At 67.3% G+C, this 16,170-nt stretch carries 18 protein-coding genes and 2 tRNA genes; 8 read left to right on the plus strand and 12 right to left on the minus strand.

The features are described from left to right. Nucleotides 1-2 precede the first annotated feature (2 nt). Nucleotides 3-572, plus strand: coding sequence for a nitroreductase family protein (locus AC1RLU_RS14435; RefSeq protein ID WP_061967076.1), 570 nt, complete (start codon nucleotides 3-5; stop codon nucleotides 570-572). Nucleotides 573-576: 4 nt separating this feature from the next. Further along, the gene (locus AC1RLU_RS14440) at nucleotides 577-1,182 is read left to right on the plus strand and encodes a flavin reductase family protein (RefSeq protein ID WP_492796377.1); all 606 of its coding nucleotides are present in this window, start codon (nucleotides 577-579) and stop codon (nucleotides 1,180-1,182) included. Between the two features lie 7 nt (nucleotides 1,183-1,189). Here the strand turns inward: AC1RLU_RS14440 and AC1RLU_RS14445 are convergent, their stop codons facing one another. The 3 genes from AC1RLU_RS14445 to AC1RLU_RS14455 are packed head-to-tail and all read right to left on the minus strand — an operon-like array spanning nucleotide 1,190 to nucleotide 2,800. Then, complete coding sequence (locus tag AC1RLU_RS14445) at nucleotides 1,190-1,399, minus strand: heavy-metal-associated domain-containing protein (protein WP_492796379.1); 210 nt, start codon at nucleotides 1,397-1,399, stop codon at nucleotides 1,190-1,192. A 19-nt stretch (nucleotides 1,400-1,418) separates the two neighbouring features. Then, on the minus strand, nucleotides 1,419-2,297 hold the full coding sequence (locus AC1RLU_RS14450) for an HpcH/HpaI aldolase/citrate lyase family protein (protein WP_061967081.1): 879 nt from the start codon (nucleotides 2,295-2,297) through the stop codon (nucleotides 1,419-1,421). Between the two features lie 5 nt (nucleotides 2,298-2,302). Next, nucleotides 2,303-2,800, minus strand: coding sequence for a MaoC family dehydratase (locus AC1RLU_RS14455; RefSeq protein ID WP_492796381.1), 498 nt, complete (start codon nucleotides 2,798-2,800; stop codon nucleotides 2,303-2,305). Nucleotides 2,801-2,994: 194 nt separating this feature from the next. Between AC1RLU_RS14455 and AC1RLU_RS14460 the strand changes: the two genes are divergently transcribed. After that, the gene (locus tag AC1RLU_RS14460) at nucleotides 2,995-4,071 is read left to right on the plus strand and encodes a lysozyme family protein (protein ID WP_492796383.1); all 1,077 of its coding nucleotides are present in this window, start codon (nucleotides 2,995-2,997) and stop codon (nucleotides 4,069-4,071) included. Further along, nucleotides 4,068-5,282, plus strand: coding sequence for a DUF2336 domain-containing protein (locus AC1RLU_RS14465; RefSeq protein WP_091856619.1), 1,215 nt, complete (start codon nucleotides 4,068-4,070; stop codon nucleotides 5,280-5,282). Before AC1RLU_RS14460 ends, AC1RLU_RS14465 begins: the two co-directional genes overlap by 4 nt. Before the next feature lie 12 nt (nucleotides 5,283-5,294). Here the strand turns inward: AC1RLU_RS14465 and AC1RLU_RS14470 are convergent, their stop codons facing one another. From AC1RLU_RS14470 to AC1RLU_RS14490, 5 genes are all read right to left on the minus strand, one after another. Next, complete coding sequence (locus tag AC1RLU_RS14470) at nucleotides 5,295-6,068, minus strand: NAD kinase (protein ID WP_061967091.1); 774 nt, start codon at nucleotides 6,066-6,068, stop codon at nucleotides 5,295-5,297. A 137-nt stretch (nucleotides 6,069-6,205) separates the two neighbouring features. Next, nucleotides 6,206-7,189: an MBL fold metallo-hydrolase gene (locus AC1RLU_RS14475; protein WP_492796385.1), complete on the minus strand. Its 984-nt coding sequence runs from the start codon at nucleotides 7,187-7,189 to the stop codon at nucleotides 6,206-6,208. A 78-nt stretch (nucleotides 7,190-7,267) separates the two neighbouring features. Further along, entirely contained in the window at nucleotides 7,268-7,702 is a 435-nt protein-coding gene (locus tag AC1RLU_RS14480; protein WP_492796387.1) for a hypothetical protein, read from the minus strand. Nucleotides 7,703-7,823: 121 nt separating this feature from the next. Further along, entirely contained in the window at nucleotides 7,824-8,330 is a 507-nt protein-coding gene (locus AC1RLU_RS14485) for a hypothetical protein (protein ID WP_492796389.1), read from the minus strand. Nucleotides 8,331-8,413: 83 nt separating this feature from the next. After that, the gene (locus AC1RLU_RS14490) at nucleotides 8,414-8,704 is read right to left on the minus strand and encodes a hypothetical protein (protein WP_061967099.1); all 291 of its coding nucleotides are present in this window, start codon (nucleotides 8,702-8,704) and stop codon (nucleotides 8,414-8,416) included. A 180-nt stretch (nucleotides 8,705-8,884) separates the two neighbouring features. Here AC1RLU_RS14490 and AC1RLU_RS14495 point away from each other — a divergent pair, with 180 nt between their 5' ends. Then, a complete protein-coding gene (locus AC1RLU_RS14495) occupies nucleotides 8,885-9,373 on the plus strand; it encodes a DUF3617 domain-containing protein (protein ID WP_492796390.1) in 489 nt (162 codons plus the stop codon). 98 nt (nucleotides 9,374-9,471) lie between these two features. Here AC1RLU_RS14495 and AC1RLU_RS14500 read toward each other — a convergent pair. From AC1RLU_RS14500 to AC1RLU_RS14510, 3 genes are all read right to left on the minus strand, one after another. After that, nucleotides 9,472-9,546, minus strand: a tRNA-Thr gene (locus AC1RLU_RS14500). 171 nt (nucleotides 9,547-9,717) lie between these two features. Then, a complete protein-coding gene (locus tag AC1RLU_RS14505) occupies nucleotides 9,718-11,376 on the minus strand; it encodes an MFS transporter (protein ID WP_492796391.1) in 1,659 nt (552 codons plus the stop codon). Nucleotides 11,377-11,650: 274 nt separating this feature from the next. Next, nucleotides 11,651-12,451, minus strand: a complete 801-nt coding sequence (locus AC1RLU_RS14510; protein WP_492796392.1) for a TrmH family RNA methyltransferase — start codon at nucleotides 12,449-12,451, stop codon at nucleotides 11,651-11,653. 101 nt (nucleotides 12,452-12,552) lie between these two features. On the opposite strand from AC1RLU_RS14510, the gene AC1RLU_RS14515 reads away from it, so the two are divergent. After that, nucleotides 12,553-13,107: an AAA family ATPase gene (locus AC1RLU_RS14515; protein WP_492796946.1), complete on the plus strand. Its 555-nt coding sequence runs from the start codon at nucleotides 12,553-12,555 to the stop codon at nucleotides 13,105-13,107. Between the two features lie 256 nt (nucleotides 13,108-13,363). Continuing rightward, nucleotides 13,364-13,448 (plus strand) — tRNA-Tyr (locus tag AC1RLU_RS14520). Nucleotides 13,449-13,594: 146 nt separating this feature from the next. Here the strand turns inward: AC1RLU_RS14520 and AC1RLU_RS14525 are convergent. Beyond that, on the minus strand, nucleotides 13,595-14,284 hold the full coding sequence (locus AC1RLU_RS14525) for a GntR family transcriptional regulator (RefSeq protein ID WP_492796393.1): 690 nt from the start codon (nucleotides 14,282-14,284) through the stop codon (nucleotides 13,595-13,597). A 115-nt stretch (nucleotides 14,285-14,399) separates the two neighbouring features. Between AC1RLU_RS14525 and AC1RLU_RS14530 the strand changes: the two genes are divergently transcribed. Continuing rightward, nucleotides 14,400-16,073 (plus strand): IlvD/Edd family dehydratase, encoded by a 1,674-nt coding sequence (locus AC1RLU_RS14530; protein ID WP_492796948.1) that lies wholly within the window; start codon nucleotides 14,400-14,402, stop codon nucleotides 16,071-16,073. The last annotated feature ends 97 nt before the right edge of the window (nucleotides 16,074-16,170 follow it).

Genomic DNA, 16,170 nt, shown 5'->3' on the forward strand with positions numbered 1-16,170 from the left:
TCATGACCGATACGCTCTCTCTGCTCAAGCTGCGTCGCTCCGTGCCGCCGCAGTTCCTCACCGCGCCGGGCCCCGACGGCTCCCAGCTCGACGAGTTGCTTGCCATCGCCGCGCGCGTGCCCGACCATGGCAAGCTCTCGCCCTGGCGCTTCATCGTCTTCAAGGGCGCGGCCCGCGAAGAGGCGGCGGGAATCGTCGCGCGCATCTTCCGCGAGAAGAACCCGCAGGCGAGCGAGGATCAGGTCGAGTTCGAGCGCAAGCGCCTGCTCCATGCGCCCGTCATCGTCGGCGTGGTCTCGCGGGCGCGGGAGCATGCCAAGATCCCGCTCTGGGAGCAGGAGCTTTCGGCCGGCGCGGTCTGCATGAACATGCTCGTCGCCGCCTATGCCATGGGCTATGCAGGGTCGTGGCTGACCAACTGGTTCTCGTTCGACCGGCAGGTGCTCAGCGCCTTCGGGTTGGCCGAGGACGAGCGCATGGCCGGTTTCGTCCATCTGGGCACGCCGACGGCGCCGATCACCGATCGCGACCGGCCGGTGATGGCCGATATCGTCAGCTATTACGGGACCTGACGCGATGATCTATTCGGCGACGAAGGACGATCTCGGCCTGCCCCACGATCCGTTCAAGGCGATCGTGGCGCCGCGGCCGATCGGCTGGATCACGGCGCTGAACGCCAAGGGCGAGGTCAATCTCTCGCCCTACAGCTTCTTCAACGCGATCTCGTCGCGGCCGAACATCGTGATGTTCTCCTCGGAGAACAAGAAGGATGCCGTCGCCTTCGTCGAGGAGACCGGGGAGTTCACCTGCTCGCTGGTGACCAAGGCGCTGGCGCAGCCGATGAACCTGACTTCGGCCCCCTTGCCACGCGGCGAGAGCGAATATGCTCATGCCGGGCTGGACATGGCGCCGTCGCGCTTCGTCAAGCCACCGCGCGTCGCCGGCACGCCGGCTGCGCTCGAATGCAAGCTGCTTTCGGTCCAGCAACTGCACGACCTCGACGGTCAGGCGGTACCGCGCTGGATGGTGCTGGGGCAGGTCGTCGGCATCTTCATCGACGATGCTTTCGTCAAGGACGGGCGCTTCGACACGGCGGGCGCCAACCCGATCGCGCGCTGCGGCTATGCCGATTATGCCGAGGTGACGAGCCTGTTCTCGATCACGCGTCCGGCAGGCGGGTAGAGGCGTTTCAACCCGCCAGCGGCTTGGCGCGGTAATCTCCGAACTCCGCCAGCGCCTTGTTGATCGCCTCGGCATCGAGGCTCGCGCCTTCTGGCAGCGTGAGGCGTGGCGGATCGAGCGTGACCGTCGCGCCGGGAGCGAGCGCGGTCGCGGCTCGCTGGACGCGAGACGCGCAGCCACCGCAATGCATCCCTGAAATCTCGAAAACCTGAGTCATTCGAATCGCCTCCGGCGGTTCATTCAGCCAGTTTGCGAGCTCGTGCGACGAGCCGCTCTGCCCTGATCAGATGGGGACGATCCAGCATTTCCCCATCGAGGCCGATGACGCCGGCGCCGGGATTGGCCTCGAACAGGGCGATGATCTGCCGCGCCTTGGCGAGCGCCGCCGGCGAAGGCGCGAAGATCTCGTTGATCGGTGCGACCTGCGCCGGGTGGATCGCCATCTTGCCGGTGAAGCCGTCGCGGCGCGCAGCCAGGCATTCGGCCCGGAAGGCGGCGTCGTCGCGGAAATTGGTGAAGACGGTGTCGATCGCCTCGACCTGGGCTGCCGTCGCCGCGAACAGGGTCAACGCGCGGGCGAGGCGGTAGGGATCGGCGTAGGAGCCGTCCTCCAGCCGGTTGGTCTCGGCGCCGAGATCGGCGGAGAGGTCTTCCGCGCCCCAGGTCAGGGCCATCAGGCGGTGCGAGGAGCGGGCATAGCTGCCGAGCCCGAAGATGCCCTTGCCGGTCTCGGTGCCGATCGGGAGGATGCGCGTCATGCCGTCCGGCAGATCGGCCTCGGCCTCGCGCACGGCGATCTTGGCGGCGAGGTGGCCGACATCGGTGCCGCCCTCCGATTTGGGCAGCATGATCGCGTCGGGCGCACCCGGCATGATCGCGTCGAGATCGGCATCGCTCATCCCGGTCGCCAGGCCATTGATACGGACGATCAGCAGGGGGCGTTTCGGCAGGGCACGGGTCGATTCGAGGAAGGCACGGGTGATCTCGCGCGCCTGCGGCTTGGCGTCGAGCGCGACGGAATCCTCGAGGTCGAGGATCAGCGCATCAGTGCCGCATTCCAGGCCCTTCTGCTGCTTCTTCGGGCTGTCGCCCGGCACGAACAGGAGCGAGCGCATGCGGGTCAGACCGCGACCGTGGCAGGCGCGGGGCGCTTGCGCATGAAGGCCTGTCGGCGGCACTGGGCGACCAGCGTGCCGTCCTGCTTGTAGGCCTTGTGAATGAACTCGACGATGCCGGCATCGGGACGCGAGCGCGACTCGCGCTTGGCCGCGATCTCGGTGGTGCAGTTGATCGTGTCGCCCTCGAAGAGCGGGGCGGGGAAGACGACGTCGGTCATGCCGAGATTGCCGATCGTGGTGCCGACCGTGGTGTCGTTGACGGAGATGCCGATCATCAGGCCGAGCGTGAACAGCGAGTTCATCAGCGGCTTGCCCCATTCGGTTTCGGTGGCGCAGAAATGCGCGTCGATATGAAGGGGTTGCGGGTTCAGCGTCATGTTGGAGAACAGCATGTTGTCCATCTGCGTGACGGTTCGGGTCAGGCCGTGCTCGATGACCGCACCAACCTGGAAATCCTCGAAATAGATCCCGCCACGCTTGTGACGCACCACATCCGCCATCGACGCCTCCGCCTTCGCAATGCCGGCTGCCGAGCCGGAACGAGAAGTCGTAGAGGGACCTCTGCGGGGAGGGAAGCGGAAAGCGCTGCTGCCCCAGCGGCATGAGGTCCATCTTAACGCTTCGCTTACCATAATGGAGGCAATTTCGAGGCGTGCCTTCGCAATGCGCGCAAGGCCGCCCGCCGAAGGTCTCGATGTTCCTCTTCACCACCCCGTCAAGCCAGAGCCGCGAAACGCAGCCAGCGAGCCCGGTCGTCAGCGCGATCCGCCAGGGCGCGGAGCGGACGGGGGCGGGCTTCGACTATCTGCTCAAGACGGCGCAGCGCGAATCCTCGCTGGAGCCCAATGCCAAGGCGAGCACATCGAGCGCCACGGGGCTGTTCCAGTTCATCGAGCAGACCTGGCTCGCCATGGTCAAGCAGGAGGGCCCCAAGCAGGGCCTCTCGCAATATGCGGACGCGATCAGCGAGAGCGGCGGGCGCCTCAGCGTCTCCGACCCGGTGGCGCGCGAGAAGATCCTGCAATTGCGCAACGATCCGCAGGTCGCGGCCGTGATGGCCGGCGCGCTGACCCAGAAGAATCGCGACCAGCTTGCCTCGAGTCTTGGGCGACAGCCGCAGGCCGGCGAGCTCTACATGGCGCATGTGCTGGGTTCTCGCGGCGCCTCCGACCTGATCCGCGCCGCGGCCAGCGACCCCAGCCGCGTTGCGGCGCGCGATTTCCCGGACGCCGCCGCCGCCAATCGCGGCATCTTCTACGACAAGGCCGGCCGTGCGCGCAGCGTGCAGGAAGTCTATGGGGTGCTGGCCGCCAGCCATGCCAGCACGCAGGTCGCGGCCAACGTGACGCCGAGCGCGCAGGCGGGGCAGGGCGATATCCCGGTTGCCGAGGTGGCTGCCGGGCTGCGTGAAGGCCGTGCCAGGGGCCTCGTCGGGTTGTTCTCGACCGGCGGCTCGCGCGATCCGGTCTCGAAGGCCGTCGCCAATCTCTGGACGACACCGCCGCGTGGCGGCACGCGCATGGCCTCGCTCGAAGGTGGCGAACGCTATTTCCCGCGCTCCGGCCAGAGCGAAACCACGATGTCGGATGCCAATCCCGTTGCTGGTGCAGCGTCTGTCGGCGCCACGGCCAAGGCGGTCAACGCGCCGCTGCCGCCCTCGCGGCCGACCGACCTGACCCAGCCCGCCTTGGCGGCCTCGCAGCCGGCGGCGACACGACGAAGCGGGCCGCTCGACCTGTCTTCCTTCATGATTCAGCGGAGCGGAGCATGATCGTTCGGCGCTTCCTGCTTTGGGCTCGTACCGCACCGGCGGAGGCACGCGCGAGCGGTGCCGCCAGCCTCGCGGCGGCCTATCTGCGCTCCGGCATGTCCGACGAGGACAGGCACGAGGCCGAGACGGCACTGATGGCGCTGATCGACGATCCCTCGCCGCTGGTGCGGCGGGCGATCGCCGAGGAGATGGCGCCCTCGATGCGCACGCCGCGCAATCTCGCGCTCAGCCTGATCGCCGAGCAGAGTGATGTCGCGGCGCTCGTCCTGGCGCATTCGCCGGTGCTGACCGAGGCCGATCTCGTCGATGCCGCTGCGATCGGCGATACGCTCGCCCAGAAGGCCATCGCCATGCGCCGCTGCCTGCCGCTTGGTGTCTGTGCCGCGCTCGCCGAAGTCGGCTGTGCAGAGGCGCTCGTCACGCTCGCCGGCAACCGCACGGCCGAGATCCCCGATTTCTCGCTCGAACGCATGATCGAGCGGCATGGCGATAATGGCGCCCTGCGCGAGGCGCTGCTCGAACGCGCCGATCTGCCGGGCGGTTTGCGCCAGGCCATCGCCGCCAAGGTCTCCGACACACTGGCGAATTTTGTGACCGGTTGCGGCTGGCTCACGCCCGAGCGCAGCGCCCGGTTGGCGCGCGAATCGACCGAGCGGGTCGCGGTCGCGCTCGCTGCCGGTGGCGAAGCCAGCGATGCGCCGGCGATCGTCGAGGTGCTCAGGGTTACCGGCCGGCTGACGTCCGGGCTGATGCTGCGCTCCCTGCTCAGCGGCGAGCCGGCCCTGGCCGAGGCTGCTTTCGTCGCCCTGTCCGGCTTGCCCGAAGAGCGTGTGGCGGCGCTGTTGCGCGACAAGCGCGGCGCCGGGCTGAAGGCGCTTTGCCGCAAGGCCGGGCTTCCGGCTTCGCTGGAACCGGCCTTTGCGGCCGCCATCCTCGCCCTCAACGCGCGCGGATTCGATCGCGGTGCGGCCGGCAACGGCATTGACCGCAGCCTTTTGCGCGCGGTCCTGATCGCCTGCGAAAGACTGGAAGGGCCGGAGGTCGACGGATTGATGGGCCTGCTGCGTCGCATGGATGCGGAGGCCGCTCGCGAGGAGGCGCGCGGCCTGGCGGATTCGCTCGCGGACGATGCCGCGCTCGCGTTGCTCGTCGAGGCCGATCCGTCCTTCCTGATCGAACTCGCCGAAGGCGATCTGCGCGACGCGGCCTGAGCCCGGACTGCTTCAGTAGCCGAACTGCTCGCGCAGGATGCGCTCGTCCAGGCTGTGGCCGGGGTCGTGCATCATCACGAGATCGACATTGCGATCGATCTCGATTTCGACCGAGCGGACCTCGTCGATCTGGGTGTGATCCGCGACGGCGCTGACCGGACGCTTCTCGGCCTCCAGCACTTCGATCGAGACGCGGGCATGGTCGGGCAGCAACGCCCCGCGCCAGCGCCGGGGGCGGAAGGCCGAGATCGGCGTCAGCGCGAGCAGCGGCGCATCCAGCGGCAGGATCGGGCCGTTGGCCGAGAGGTTGTAGGCGGTCGAGCCGGCCGGTGTCGCCAGCAGCACGCCGTCGGCGATCAGTTCCGTCAGGCGCACCTGACCATCGACCGAGATCCGCAGCTTCGCGGCCTGATAGGAACGCCGCAGCAGCGAGACCTCGTTGATCGCGCGGGCCTGCACGGTCTTGCCGTGCTGATCCACCGCCTGCATCGAGAGTGGATGGACGACGCTGCGCTGCGCTGCCTCGAGCCGCTTGCGCAGGCCGCGCTCCTTGAACTCGTTCATCAGGAAGCCGACCGAACCCCGGTTCATCCCGTAGATCGGCTTGCCGGTTCCGAGAAAGCGATGAAGCGTCTGCAGCATCAGGCCGTCGCCGCCCAGCGCGACGATCACCTCGGCATCGGCCGGGTCGGCATTGCCGTAGCGCTCGACCAGCCGGGCCAGCGCCGCTTCCGCTTCGGGAGTATCGCTGGCGACGAAGGAGATCGCCCCGAATCGCTCGGTCATCACATATCCTGAAACGGCAGCCTCGGCAGTGTCCCGGCAGGCTTACCATGACCCGGCAGCCGGCCGCGAGGCCGGCCGCCCAAGAAAAAGGCCGGGCGAGATGCCCGGCCTCGTGTCTGCGGCAAGTGCGAGGGGCTTCAGAGCGCCGTGCTCCACTGCACCGGCACCATCTCGAAGCCGTTGCCGTCCTTGGCGATATGCCCGGTCGCGGGGAAGGGCGCGTGGTAGAATGCGACCTGCATCCGGTCAGTCGAGACCATGTCGAGCAGCTTGCGCCGCGTCGCCGCCGCCTGCGGGCCGTCCATGTCGAACACGGCCGACCAGTCGGGGTTGCGCACGAACAGGGCGGGATGATTGGTCGTGTCCGACATGATCATCAGCTTGCCGTTGCCGGAGGTCAGCGCGAAGACGGTGTGACCTGGCGTATGACCGGGCGCCGCGATCGGCGTCAGACCCGGCAGGAGCTCCTTGCCGGGCTCGAACTGCTTCACGTCCTTGGCGACCGGGCCGAAGACGCGGCGCACGCCGGCGAAGGCGCCCTTCATGCCCTCGGGCGCGGCATTCATCTTCGCGTCGTCCATCCAGAAGGCCCATTCGGCCGCCGGCACCATCACCTCGGCATTGGGGAACACGGCCTTGCCGTCCTTCAGCCGGAAGCCGTTGATGTGGTCGCCGTGGAAATGGCTGAACACGACGCTGGAGACGTCCTTCGGGTCGAGCCCCGCCGCCTTGAAATTCGCCATCCAGGTGCCGGAGGTCGGCGCACCCGAATCGCCGTTGCCGGTGTCGATCAGGGTGAGCTTGCCGCCCTGCTGGATCGCCAGGGTGGTGAAGGTGATGTTGAGCGCGTCCTGCGGCAGGAAGGCCTGCTCCATCGCCTTTTTCACATCGGCGAGCTCGGCATTGCGGACGAAGCCTTCGAGCGGGCGCTTGCCGAAGCCGTCATTGATCGCGGTGAGGGTGATGTCACCGATCTTGTAGCGGTAGAATCCGGGGGCCTGGTTCACGGGAGTTCCTTGTGCCTGGGCCGGGCCGGGCCCGGGCAGATCGAGTGTTGCAGCGGCAATGAAAGCACCGGTGCCGACCAGAGCGGCACGGCGCGTGAAATCTGTGTCCTGCATGGTCTGTTCTCTCCCCTCGGGTGAGTGGCAGACTAGCGGCGGCCGCCTTGCGTTCAACCGCAAGGGCTTGTCGGTAGGTCAAGTTTCCGTGAGGCACGGGTCCGAGGAGGCGGCGGCCGCGGGCGGTCCGCGCCGGGCGAGCGCGCGCAGCATGGCGGCACAGAGCGCGAGCGAGCCCATGACGCCCTGGCCCGAGCAATCGGCGACGAGCGCCTGGAAGGCCAGGCTGTCGTCGCTTGCGAGGCATTGCAGGCTCCAGTTCCAGCCCGGCGCCTTCTGCCGCAGCAGCGACACGGCGATGTCGATATCGGCGCTAACCGTGCCGAGCGTCTTCCAGAAGGAGCCATGCTGGTAGATACCGCCGGCCGGCGTGCGGCGATTGACCAGCCGTGCCGGCTTGCGCCGCACGACGAAGCCCAGCGCCTCGTAGATATCGGCATCGAGCTCGCGATCGGGCTTGCTGGAAGCTTCGCATCGGGCCGCGAGCGAGAGAAGTTGAGTCCGGTCGTCCATTCCGGTCCGTACAAAGATCGATGAGATCGGCGCGCTGCAGGGCGGCGCCGCAAGCTGTGACTTCTAGCCCATCATCGCGCCTGTCGGCCAGCCATGGAATGACGATGCCGGCCGGTCGACCTCAGGGACCGACGACCGTTCCGCGGGCACGGCCGCCCGGCACGCGGCAGGAGCACCCGATCCCGATCGGGGCCGGTTCATAGAGCGTGCAGATCTTGACCGGCGTGCTGCATTGGCCGCCCTCCGCCGCCGGTATCGCCTCGTAAGCCGGATAGACCGGATAGGTCGGCTCGTACGGATAAGTTGCGATCGCGCCGAGCGTGGCTGCCGCCGCCAGGCCCGAGGCGGCGCCCCAATAGGGGTAGCCGCGGCGATATCCACGATAGGGGTAATGGCCGGCGCGGCGCCAGCCCCATCCGCCGCCATGCCAGCCGGAGCGGGCATTCTGTCGATAGGCGGGGAAGGCCGGCCGCATACCGTGCGGCCTCATGCCGATGCCGCGTGAATGAAAGCCTCCGCCGCCATGCCGGAAGCCGGCGCCGCCGAAATGCGGCTGGGCTGACGCGGCCAGGCCGGTGGCCACGAGCAATGGCGCGATGGACGCGGTAACGAGAAGAAGACGACGCATGCGAACCTCCCTGCAAGACCGGGGTTTCGCCCCACCCAAGGGAACGTCACGGGAGGCGGGAGGTTCCGGGCGGGAAGCGCGCGTCAGTCGTTGAACCAGCGCGACTGGCTCTTGCAGCGATAGCCGACGAAGCAGGTCTGGCTGTCCCGGCTCGGCACGAAGGCAGGGTCCAGGCCCTCGTCGAACTCGCAGAAGCTGCGATCGCGCACGAAGCGATCATAGGTGTAGCCGCCGGTCCCTAGCACGATGGCGCCGTTGACCTGGACATCGCGCTGGCTTGCCGCACAGGGGCGCGAGACCGTCGAGGGGCGCGTTTGCGCCGCCGCCATTCCGGCATTCAGGAGAAGGGCGAGCATGAGGACAATGGCCTTCATCGAAGCCTCCCGGAGCTTGACCGGATGGGTAACCGCCCGGCCTGCCAAACGTTCCCGGAGCAGCCGATCTGTCAAGGCCGCTTTCCCGGTCGTCTCGCCGGCCCTGCGAGGCGCTGCCTCATTCTGGCCTTGGCGCCCGTCTTGTCTGGACATCGCCCATTTCAGATCGGAAAGCGTCCCATGAAACCTGTGTTGATTGCCGCACTCGGTCTTCTCGTTGCGCTGCCCGCCTTCGCACAGCAGCAGATTCCGCAACGCAAGCCCGGGCTGTGGGAGACGAAATCGACCGGCAACGAGGGCGAAACGATCGCGAAGCAATGCGTTGGGCCGGGAACCGACCAGTCGATCGTCGGCGGGCTTGCCGCCGGGGCCTGCTCGAAGATGCTGGTGACGAAGACGGCAACGGGCTACGCCGTCGAGACGGAATGCGCGGTCGGCCAGATCAAGGCCTCCGGCAGCAGCGTCATCACCGGCGATTTCGAGACGTCGGTCCGGACCGAAGGGACGACGAAGCTGAGCGGAATGCCCGGTCAATCCGCTCCCGTGGAGCGCAAGCTGGTCGTCGAGGCCAAACGCCTCGGCGAATGCGCGGCCGGCCAGAAGCCCGGCGACATCATCATGCCGGACGGCAAGGTCATCTCGATGCCCTCGACGAAGCCCGCGCCGTAAGCTCGGAGCCGAACGCGATCCGGCAAGCGGTGCCGCATCGGAGCGTTCATCACGGGCATATCGGCGAAGAGCGTATCCGCGCGAATGATCGTCTGGACTGGTGCCGGCGGAGAGGATCGAACTCCCGACCTTCGGTTTACAAAACCGCTGCACTACCGCTGTGCTACGCCGGCGCCGTCGCATTCGGCCCTGTGGCCGGAAGCTGCCGCCTCGGAAAAATGTGCCCCGAAGTCGACCGAAGCAGCGGTTACCAGCCGCGCGGCGCGAGGGCAAGCCTGTGTATCCGTGCCCATGAAAAAGACCCCGCCTTGGGAGGCGGGGCCCGGATCGCCGTCAGGCGATGATCACTTCAGGATGTCGCGATCCTTGGTCTCCGGCAGGAAGAGCAGGCCGATCACGAAGGTGCCGAGCGCCACGATGATCGGATACCAGAGGCCCGAGAAGATGTTGCCGCTAGCCGCCACGATGGCGAAGGCGGTCGGAGGCAGGAAGCCGCCGAACCAGCCGTTGCCGATGTGGTAGGGCAGCGACATGCCGGAGTAGCGGATGCGGGTCGGGAAGAGCTCGACCAGCAGCGCGGCAATCGGGCCGTAGACCATGGTCACGAACACCACGAGGATGAACAGGATACCCGCGGCCTGCAGAGCGCGGCTGTCGGTCAGGACCTGACCGATGGTCGGCGTCTTCAGGATGGTCGGGTCACCGGCCTTGGGATAGCCGGCGGCCTGGGCGGCGGTGACGAGCTCGGCGGCCGTCGCCGGGGCGTCGGCACCGTTGATCGAGGCCTTGAGCGGCGAGCCTGCCGGGCCGGCGACCAGATCGTAGTGGATCGAGTTGGTCGCCAGGGTGCGGCGGACGACGTCGCAGGGCTTGGTGAAGGTGCGCACGCCGACGGGGTCGAAGAGCGTGCCGCACTGGGCTGGGTCGGAGGTGAGCACCAGCTTGACGGTCTCCGTCGCGGTGATGAGCTTCGGATTCGCGGTCTTCGCGAGCATCGTGAAGAGCGGGAAATAGGTCAGGGCGGCGATCAGGCAGCCGGCCAGCAGGATCGGCTTGCGGCCGATCTTGTCGGAGAGCCAACCGAACAGGATGAAGAACGGCGTGCCGGCGAGCAGCGAGAGCGCGATCAGCAGGTTGGCGGTGGTGCCGTCGATCTTCATCGTCTGGGTCAGGAAGAACAGCGCGTAGAACTGGCCGGTGTACCAGACGACCGCCTGGCCGGCGGTGCCACCGAACAGCGCGATGAGGCCGATCTTGGCATTCTGCCAGTTGCCGAAGGCTTCCGAGAGCGGGGCCTTCGAATGGGTGCCTTCTTCCTTCATCTTCACGAAGGCCGGCGATTCGGAGAGCTGGAGACGGATCCAGATCGAGAAGCCGAGCAGGATGATCGAGAGCAGGAACGGAATGCGCCAGCCCCAGGCCGCGAAGGCTTCCGGCGACATGCTGAGGCGCAGGGCGAGAATCACGATCAGGGACAGGAAGAGGCCGACCGTCGCGGTCGTCTGGATCCACGAGGTGTAGAAGCCGCGCCGGCCCATCGGGGCGTGCTCGGCGACATAGGTCGCGGCGCCGCCATATTCGCCGCCGAGCGCGAGGCCCTGCAGCAGGCGGCAGACGATGAAGGCGGCGGGCGCGAGATAGCCGATCGTCTGGAAGCTCGGCAGGAGGCCGACGACGAAGGTGGAGATGCCCATCACGGTCATCGTGACCAGGAAGGTGTATTTGCGGCCGATCATGTCGCCGAGGCGGCCGAAGAACAGGGCGCCGAAGGGGCGGACCGCGAAGCCCGCGGCGAAGCCGAACAGCACGAAGATGAACTTCGCCGTGTCGTTGTCGCCGGGCACGAAGGTCTGTGCAATGTTGGCGGCGAGCGAACCCGCCAGATAGAAGTCATACCACTCGAAGACCGTGCCGGCCGACGAGGCGATGATGACCTTCCGTTCCTCCTTGGTCATCGGCCGGGGCGCTGCCCGCGAGTCCGATGCTTGCGATGCCATGCTCATGGCGCTTGTCTCCCCTGGTGAAGCCCTGAAGCCGGCATGCCGGCAACCCCATTCCGCGCGGTTCGCGTTCTAAAATGACGATGGCCGCGCTGCCGGAAGGCCGGTGAGTCCCGTCATTCCAGCTCGATTCAGAGGATTGCGCGCGGATTGTCGCAGGGGCAATCAGGCACTTGGTCGTGCACCGTTCGTCTATAAGACTATCGGTGAGGAGCCGATGCAGGCCGGAAAAGGACGGGTTAGCGCCCTTTTCAGCCTGGCGCGCCGCACAGGCCGATCACTTGCGGCGGCTGGCCGCGTAAAGCGCGATAGCCGTCGCGTTAGAGACATTCAGGCTGGTGATCGTGCCGGGCACTTCGAGCCGCGCGACATGGTCGCAGAGCTCGCGCGAGCGCTGGCGCAGGCCCTTGCCCTCGGCGCCCATCACCATCACCAGGGGGCGGCGCAGGGTGACGTCGTCCAACGAGACATCGCCATCCGAATCGAAGCCGATGCGCAGGAAGCCGCGCTTGCCGAGCGTATCGAGCGCATCGCCGAGATTGCGCACGGCGATCAGCGGCACATGCTCCAGCGCGCCGGAGGCCGATTTCGCCAGTACGCCGGTCGCGGCCGGGGAATGCCGGATCGTGACGATCACGGCCGCGGCGGCGAAGGCCGCGGCAGAGCGCAGGATCGCGCCGACATTGTGCGGATCGGTGATCTGGTCGAGCGCCAGCACGACGCAATCGTCCGGCAGGCTGTCGAGATCGGGCGAGGGCAGGGGATCGCAGATGAGATAGAGGCCCTGGTGCACCGAGTCGGGGGTGAGCAGCCGGTCGATCTCGGAGGGGCGCACGATCTCGGCTTCGAGCGGCAGGACCTCGACTTGCTCCTGCAGGCGCCGCAGGCCATTCTCCGTGGCGAGCAGGCGCCTGTGGCGCCGCTGCGGATTCTTCAGCGCCTCGATGACGGGATGCACGCCGTAGAGCACGGCCTCGTCGATCTCGCCCGGCCGGTGCGGCGGCGGGCCGTCGGGGCGGCGGGCGCCATGTCTGCCTCCGGCGGGCCTGGCATGTTTCGGGCGGAACGGCGGAGCCATCGCTCTCTCCAGTGATTGCCGGATTGCCGTGCCACGACGCGGCGCGCTTGGCCAGCGCGAACCACCCTTTTGCCAACAGATCCGCGAGGACAGGAACCATGATGCCAGGCGAGACGGACAGGCTGATCGCGATCACCGGGGGGCCGGGTTCGGGCAAGACCAGCCTGATCGAAGCGCTGGCGGGGGGCGGTCACGCGGTGCGGCCGGAGGCCGGGCGCGCGATTATCCGCGACCAGCAAATAATCGGCGGCCGGGGACTGCCCTGGGCCGATCCTGCCCTGTTCGCCGAGCTGATGCTGGCAGCCGACCTGCGCAGCCATGCCGAGGCGCTCGCGGGGCGGGAAAGCGTGTTCTTCGACCGTGGCGTTCCCGATATCGCCGGGTATCTGGCGCTCTGCGGCCTGCCGATTCCCGACCATGTCGAGCGGGCGGCGTGGCAGCTGCGCTATCGCCGCACCGTGTTCATCGCCCCGCCCTGGCGGGACATCTTCGCGCAGGACGCCGAACGCAAGCAGGATTTCGCCGAGGCGGAGCGGACCCACGCGATCATGGCCGAGACCTATCCCCGCTATGGCTATGAACTGATCGAACTGCCCCGTGCGAGTGTTGCCGAGCGGGTCGCCTTCATCCTCGATCATGGGCATGCCGGGAATTGACCGGTTGTCGACTGATTTTTCGTATCTCGCGCGCGTTGGTTTCGCTCACCGCTCCGATCGGGCGGTTGCCCTTGCGAGTCCTTCGGGCTCGGCCCCGCTTCGGCACGGCGCCCCATCACAACGAATTCGCGCCATCGGCCTTTTTGCCGTTGACAGGGCGCGGCCCGGTCACCATAAGTCCGGCCGCGCCTACCGGTCGTCGCGAAAGTGACATATCGGTGGCCCTGGGCTCACAGAGCCGATCAAGGGCGCAGGCGGGGGAATGTCCCGAGCGGCAAAGGGGGCGGACTGTAAATCCGCTGGCTATGCCTTCGCAGGTTCGAGTCCTGCTTCCCCCACCATTTCCGATCAGACTGCGAACCGGCCAGCAGCCTGGCTTCGCAAGTTGCCGGCGAAGCTGCCTCTTCTGCGGATGATCCTGATTTTCCCGGCTCGATGACAATGCTGTCGGCGAATGTGATGCGGAATCACGCTTACTTGGGAGCATTCAAGCGCGGGAAGGGCGCCCGCCGGGTCGCCTCTCCACGGCGGCGATATAGGCGTCGCGTGAAGGGCTCAGATGGTCGCGGCACAGGCTGACGAGCCGTGCTCTGTCGCCAGCGGCGATCGCCGCGATCATGGCTCGGTGCTCGTCGCGCGCGAGAGCGAGATGCTGGTCGCTCCCAGCGGTGATCGAGCGCACCCCATGGACTTTCTGGGCCATGGCCTGGATCAGTTCGACGAGATGCCCGTTGCCGCACGCTCCGAACAATGTCTCGTGGAACGTCATGTTCGCCCGAAACGCAGAGCGGGCGTCGCCGATGGCCACCGCAGCGCTGTGGGTGTCCTGGATGTCCTCGAGCCGCGAGACGAGGCCGGCAGGCGCGGGGAGGGGAATCTGCTCGGCGGCCAGCGTTTCGAGAGCCACCCTGACCGAATAGATCTGGCGGACGTCCCCGGGGTCCAGCAGCCTCACGACAGCGCCGCGGTTGGGAACGCGCTCCACCAGCCCGATCCTTTCGAGCTCGGCCAGCGCCTCGCGCACGACATGGCGCTTCACCTCCAGCCGTTCGGCCAGGTCTTCCTCGACCAATCGCTCGCGGGGCATCAGCCAGCCGAGCACGATCTCCTCTTCAAGCGTCGCAGTGATGCTGCGGACGCGGTCGGTCGTCTGGAGCTTGAGCAATCTCGCGGGCATGTCACCTTATATCTCTTCAACAGTATTGTTGACAATCTTGGCAACGATATGCATCCGATGATGCATGACCCAGCACGACGATGATACGCCGCCTCCCGGCCCTGCTGCGCGTGGCATGCGTCGCAATCTCGCGACCTATGGCGATCCGGGCTTCTCGCTGTTCCTGCGCAAGGCCTTCATCAAGGCGGCCGGATTCTCCGATGACGCGCTCGACCGGCCGATCATCGGCATCACCAACACCTTCAGCGATTTCAACCCCTGCCATGGCAACGTGCCGCGCCTGATCGAAGCGGTGAAACGCGGCGTCATGCTGGCCGGCGGGCTGCCGATGGAGTTTCCGACGATCTCCATCCACGAATCCTTCGCCAACCCGACCTCGATGTTCCTGCGCAACCTGATGGCGATCGACACCGAGGAGATGATCCGCGCGCAGCCGGTGGATTCCGTCGTGCTCATCGGTGGCTGCGACAAGACCGTTCCGGCGCAGCTCATGGGCGCCGTCAGCGCCGACGTGCCGGCGATCCAGCTGATCACCGGGCCCATGCTGGTCGGCCATCACAAGGGCGAGGTGCTCGGCGCCTGCACCGATTGCCGCCGTCTCTGGGGGCAGCACCGCGCCGGCCAGATCGACGAAGCCGAGATCGAGGTGCTGAGCGGGCGCCTTGCCCCGACCCAGGGCACCTGCATGGTCATGGGCACGGCCAGCACGATGGGCTGCCTTGTCGAGGCGCTCGGCATTGCGCTGCCCGGCACCGGCACCATCCCCGCCACCCATGCCGACCGGATCCGCGCCGCCGAGGCCAGCGGGCGCGAAGCGGTGCGCCTCGCGAAGGGCGGGCCGAAGCCGAGTGAACTTTTGACCGAGGCCGCTTTCCGCAATGCGCTGACCGTGCTGCAGGCAATCGGCGGCTCCACCAACGGGCTTGTCCATCTCGCCGCGATTGCGCGCCGGGCCGGCCTGAGCATCGACCTGGAGGAGTTCGACGCGATCGGCCGCAAGGTGCCGGTGCTGATCGATCTCAAGCCTTCCGGCGACCATTACATGGAGCATTTCCACTGGGCCGGTGGCGTGCCGAAGCTGATGAAGGAGCTGGGCGAGCATCTTGACCGCTCGGCCGCCACCATCGACGGCCGCACCATCGGCGAAATAGCGGACGCTGCCGAGGAGGTGCCGAACCAGAGCATCATTCGAACGACGCAGAGTCCGGTGAAGCCGACCGGCGGCATGGCTGTGCTGCGCGGCAATCTCGCGCCCGGCGGTGCGGTCATCAAGCACTCTGCCGCTTCGCCGGTGCTGCTGACGCATACGGGCCGGGCTGTGGTCTTCACCTCGGTCGAGGACATGGTCCGCCGCATGGATGACCCGGACCTCGACGTGAAGGCCGACGACGTCCTCGTGCTGACCAATGCCGGCCCCAGAGGCGCGCCCGGCATGCCCGAGGCAGGCTACATCCCGATCCCGAAGAAGCTGGCCCAGGCCGGCGTCAAGGACATGGTCCGGATTTCGGATGCCCGCATGAGCGGCACGGCCTTCGGCACCATCGTGCTGCATATCACCCCGGAATCCGCCGTGGGTGGCCCGCTTGGGCTTGTTCGCGATGGCGACCTGATCCGGCTCGATGTGCCCGCGCGGACGATTGCGTTGCTGGTCGACGAGGCCGAACTCGCGCGCCGCAAGGCACAATGGCACCCGCCGGCGCATCTTTCCGAAGAGTCGCGCGGCTACCGCCATCTCTATCTGACCACCGTCCTGCAGGCCGACGAGGGCTGCGATTTCGATTTCTGCTGAATGGCCTCCGCGAAGCGACCGGAGGCGATGCCACCTGCGACATCGATACGGTCGACGCGCTTGCCGGCGTCGGGCGGCGCGTCGTCGAGGCCGGCAA

The organism is Allobosea sp. GW822-FHT05A11, from assembly GCF_058800455.1.

Coding starts and splice junctions, on each gene's coding strand:
- AC1RLU_RS14435 (WP_061967076.1), top strand. CDS start 3: ATGACCGATACGCTCTCTCTGCTCAAGCTGCGTCGCTCCGTGCCGCCG.
- AC1RLU_RS14440 (WP_492796377.1), top strand. CDS start 577: ATGATCTATTCGGCGACGAAGGACGATCTCGGCCTGCCCCACGATCCG.
- AC1RLU_RS14445 (WP_492796379.1), bottom strand. CDS start 1,399: ATGACTCAGGTTTTCGAGATTTCAGGGATGCATTGCGGTGGCTGCGCG.
- AC1RLU_RS14450 (WP_061967081.1), bottom strand. CDS start 2,297: ATGCGCTCGCTCCTGTTCGTGCCGGGCGACAGCCCGAAGAAGCAGCAG.
- AC1RLU_RS14455 (WP_492796381.1), bottom strand. CDS start 2,800: ATGGCGGATGTGGTGCGTCACAAGCGTGGCGGGATCTATTTCGAGGAT.
- AC1RLU_RS14460 (WP_492796383.1), top strand. CDS start 2,995: ATGTTCCTCTTCACCACCCCGTCAAGCCAGAGCCGCGAAACGCAGCCA.
- AC1RLU_RS14465 (WP_091856619.1), top strand. CDS start 4,068: ATGATCGTTCGGCGCTTCCTGCTTTGGGCTCGTACCGCACCGGCGGAG.
- AC1RLU_RS14470 (WP_061967091.1), bottom strand. CDS start 6,068: ATGACCGAGCGATTCGGGGCGATCTCCTTCGTCGCCAGCGATACTCCC.
- AC1RLU_RS14475 (WP_492796385.1), bottom strand. CDS start 7,189: ATGCAGGACACAGATTTCACGCGCCGTGCCGCTCTGGTCGGCACCGGT.
- AC1RLU_RS14480 (WP_492796387.1), bottom strand. CDS start 7,702: ATGGACGACCGGACTCAACTTCTCTCGCTCGCGGCCCGATGCGAAGCT.
- AC1RLU_RS14485 (WP_492796389.1), bottom strand. CDS start 8,330: ATGCGTCGTCTTCTTCTCGTTACCGCGTCCATCGCGCCATTGCTCGTG.
- AC1RLU_RS14490 (WP_061967099.1), bottom strand. CDS start 8,704: ATGAAGGCCATTGTCCTCATGCTCGCCCTTCTCCTGAATGCCGGAATG.
- AC1RLU_RS14495 (WP_492796390.1), top strand. CDS start 8,885: ATGAAACCTGTGTTGATTGCCGCACTCGGTCTTCTCGTTGCGCTGCCC.
- AC1RLU_RS14505 (WP_492796391.1), bottom strand. CDS start 11,376: ATGAGCATGGCATCGCAAGCATCGGACTCGCGGGCAGCGCCCCGGCCG.
- AC1RLU_RS14510 (WP_492796392.1), bottom strand. CDS start 12,451: ATGGCTCCGCCGTTCCGCCCGAAACATGCCAGGCCCGCCGGAGGCAGA.
- AC1RLU_RS14515 (WP_492796946.1), top strand. CDS start 12,553: ATGCCAGGCGAGACGGACAGGCTGATCGCGATCACCGGGGGGCCGGGT.
- AC1RLU_RS14525 (WP_492796393.1), bottom strand. CDS start 14,284: ATGCCCGCGAGATTGCTCAAGCTCCAGACGACCGACCGCGTCCGCAGC.
- AC1RLU_RS14530 (WP_492796948.1), top strand. CDS start 14,400: ATGCGTCGCAATCTCGCGACCTATGGCGATCCGGGCTTCTCGCTGTTC.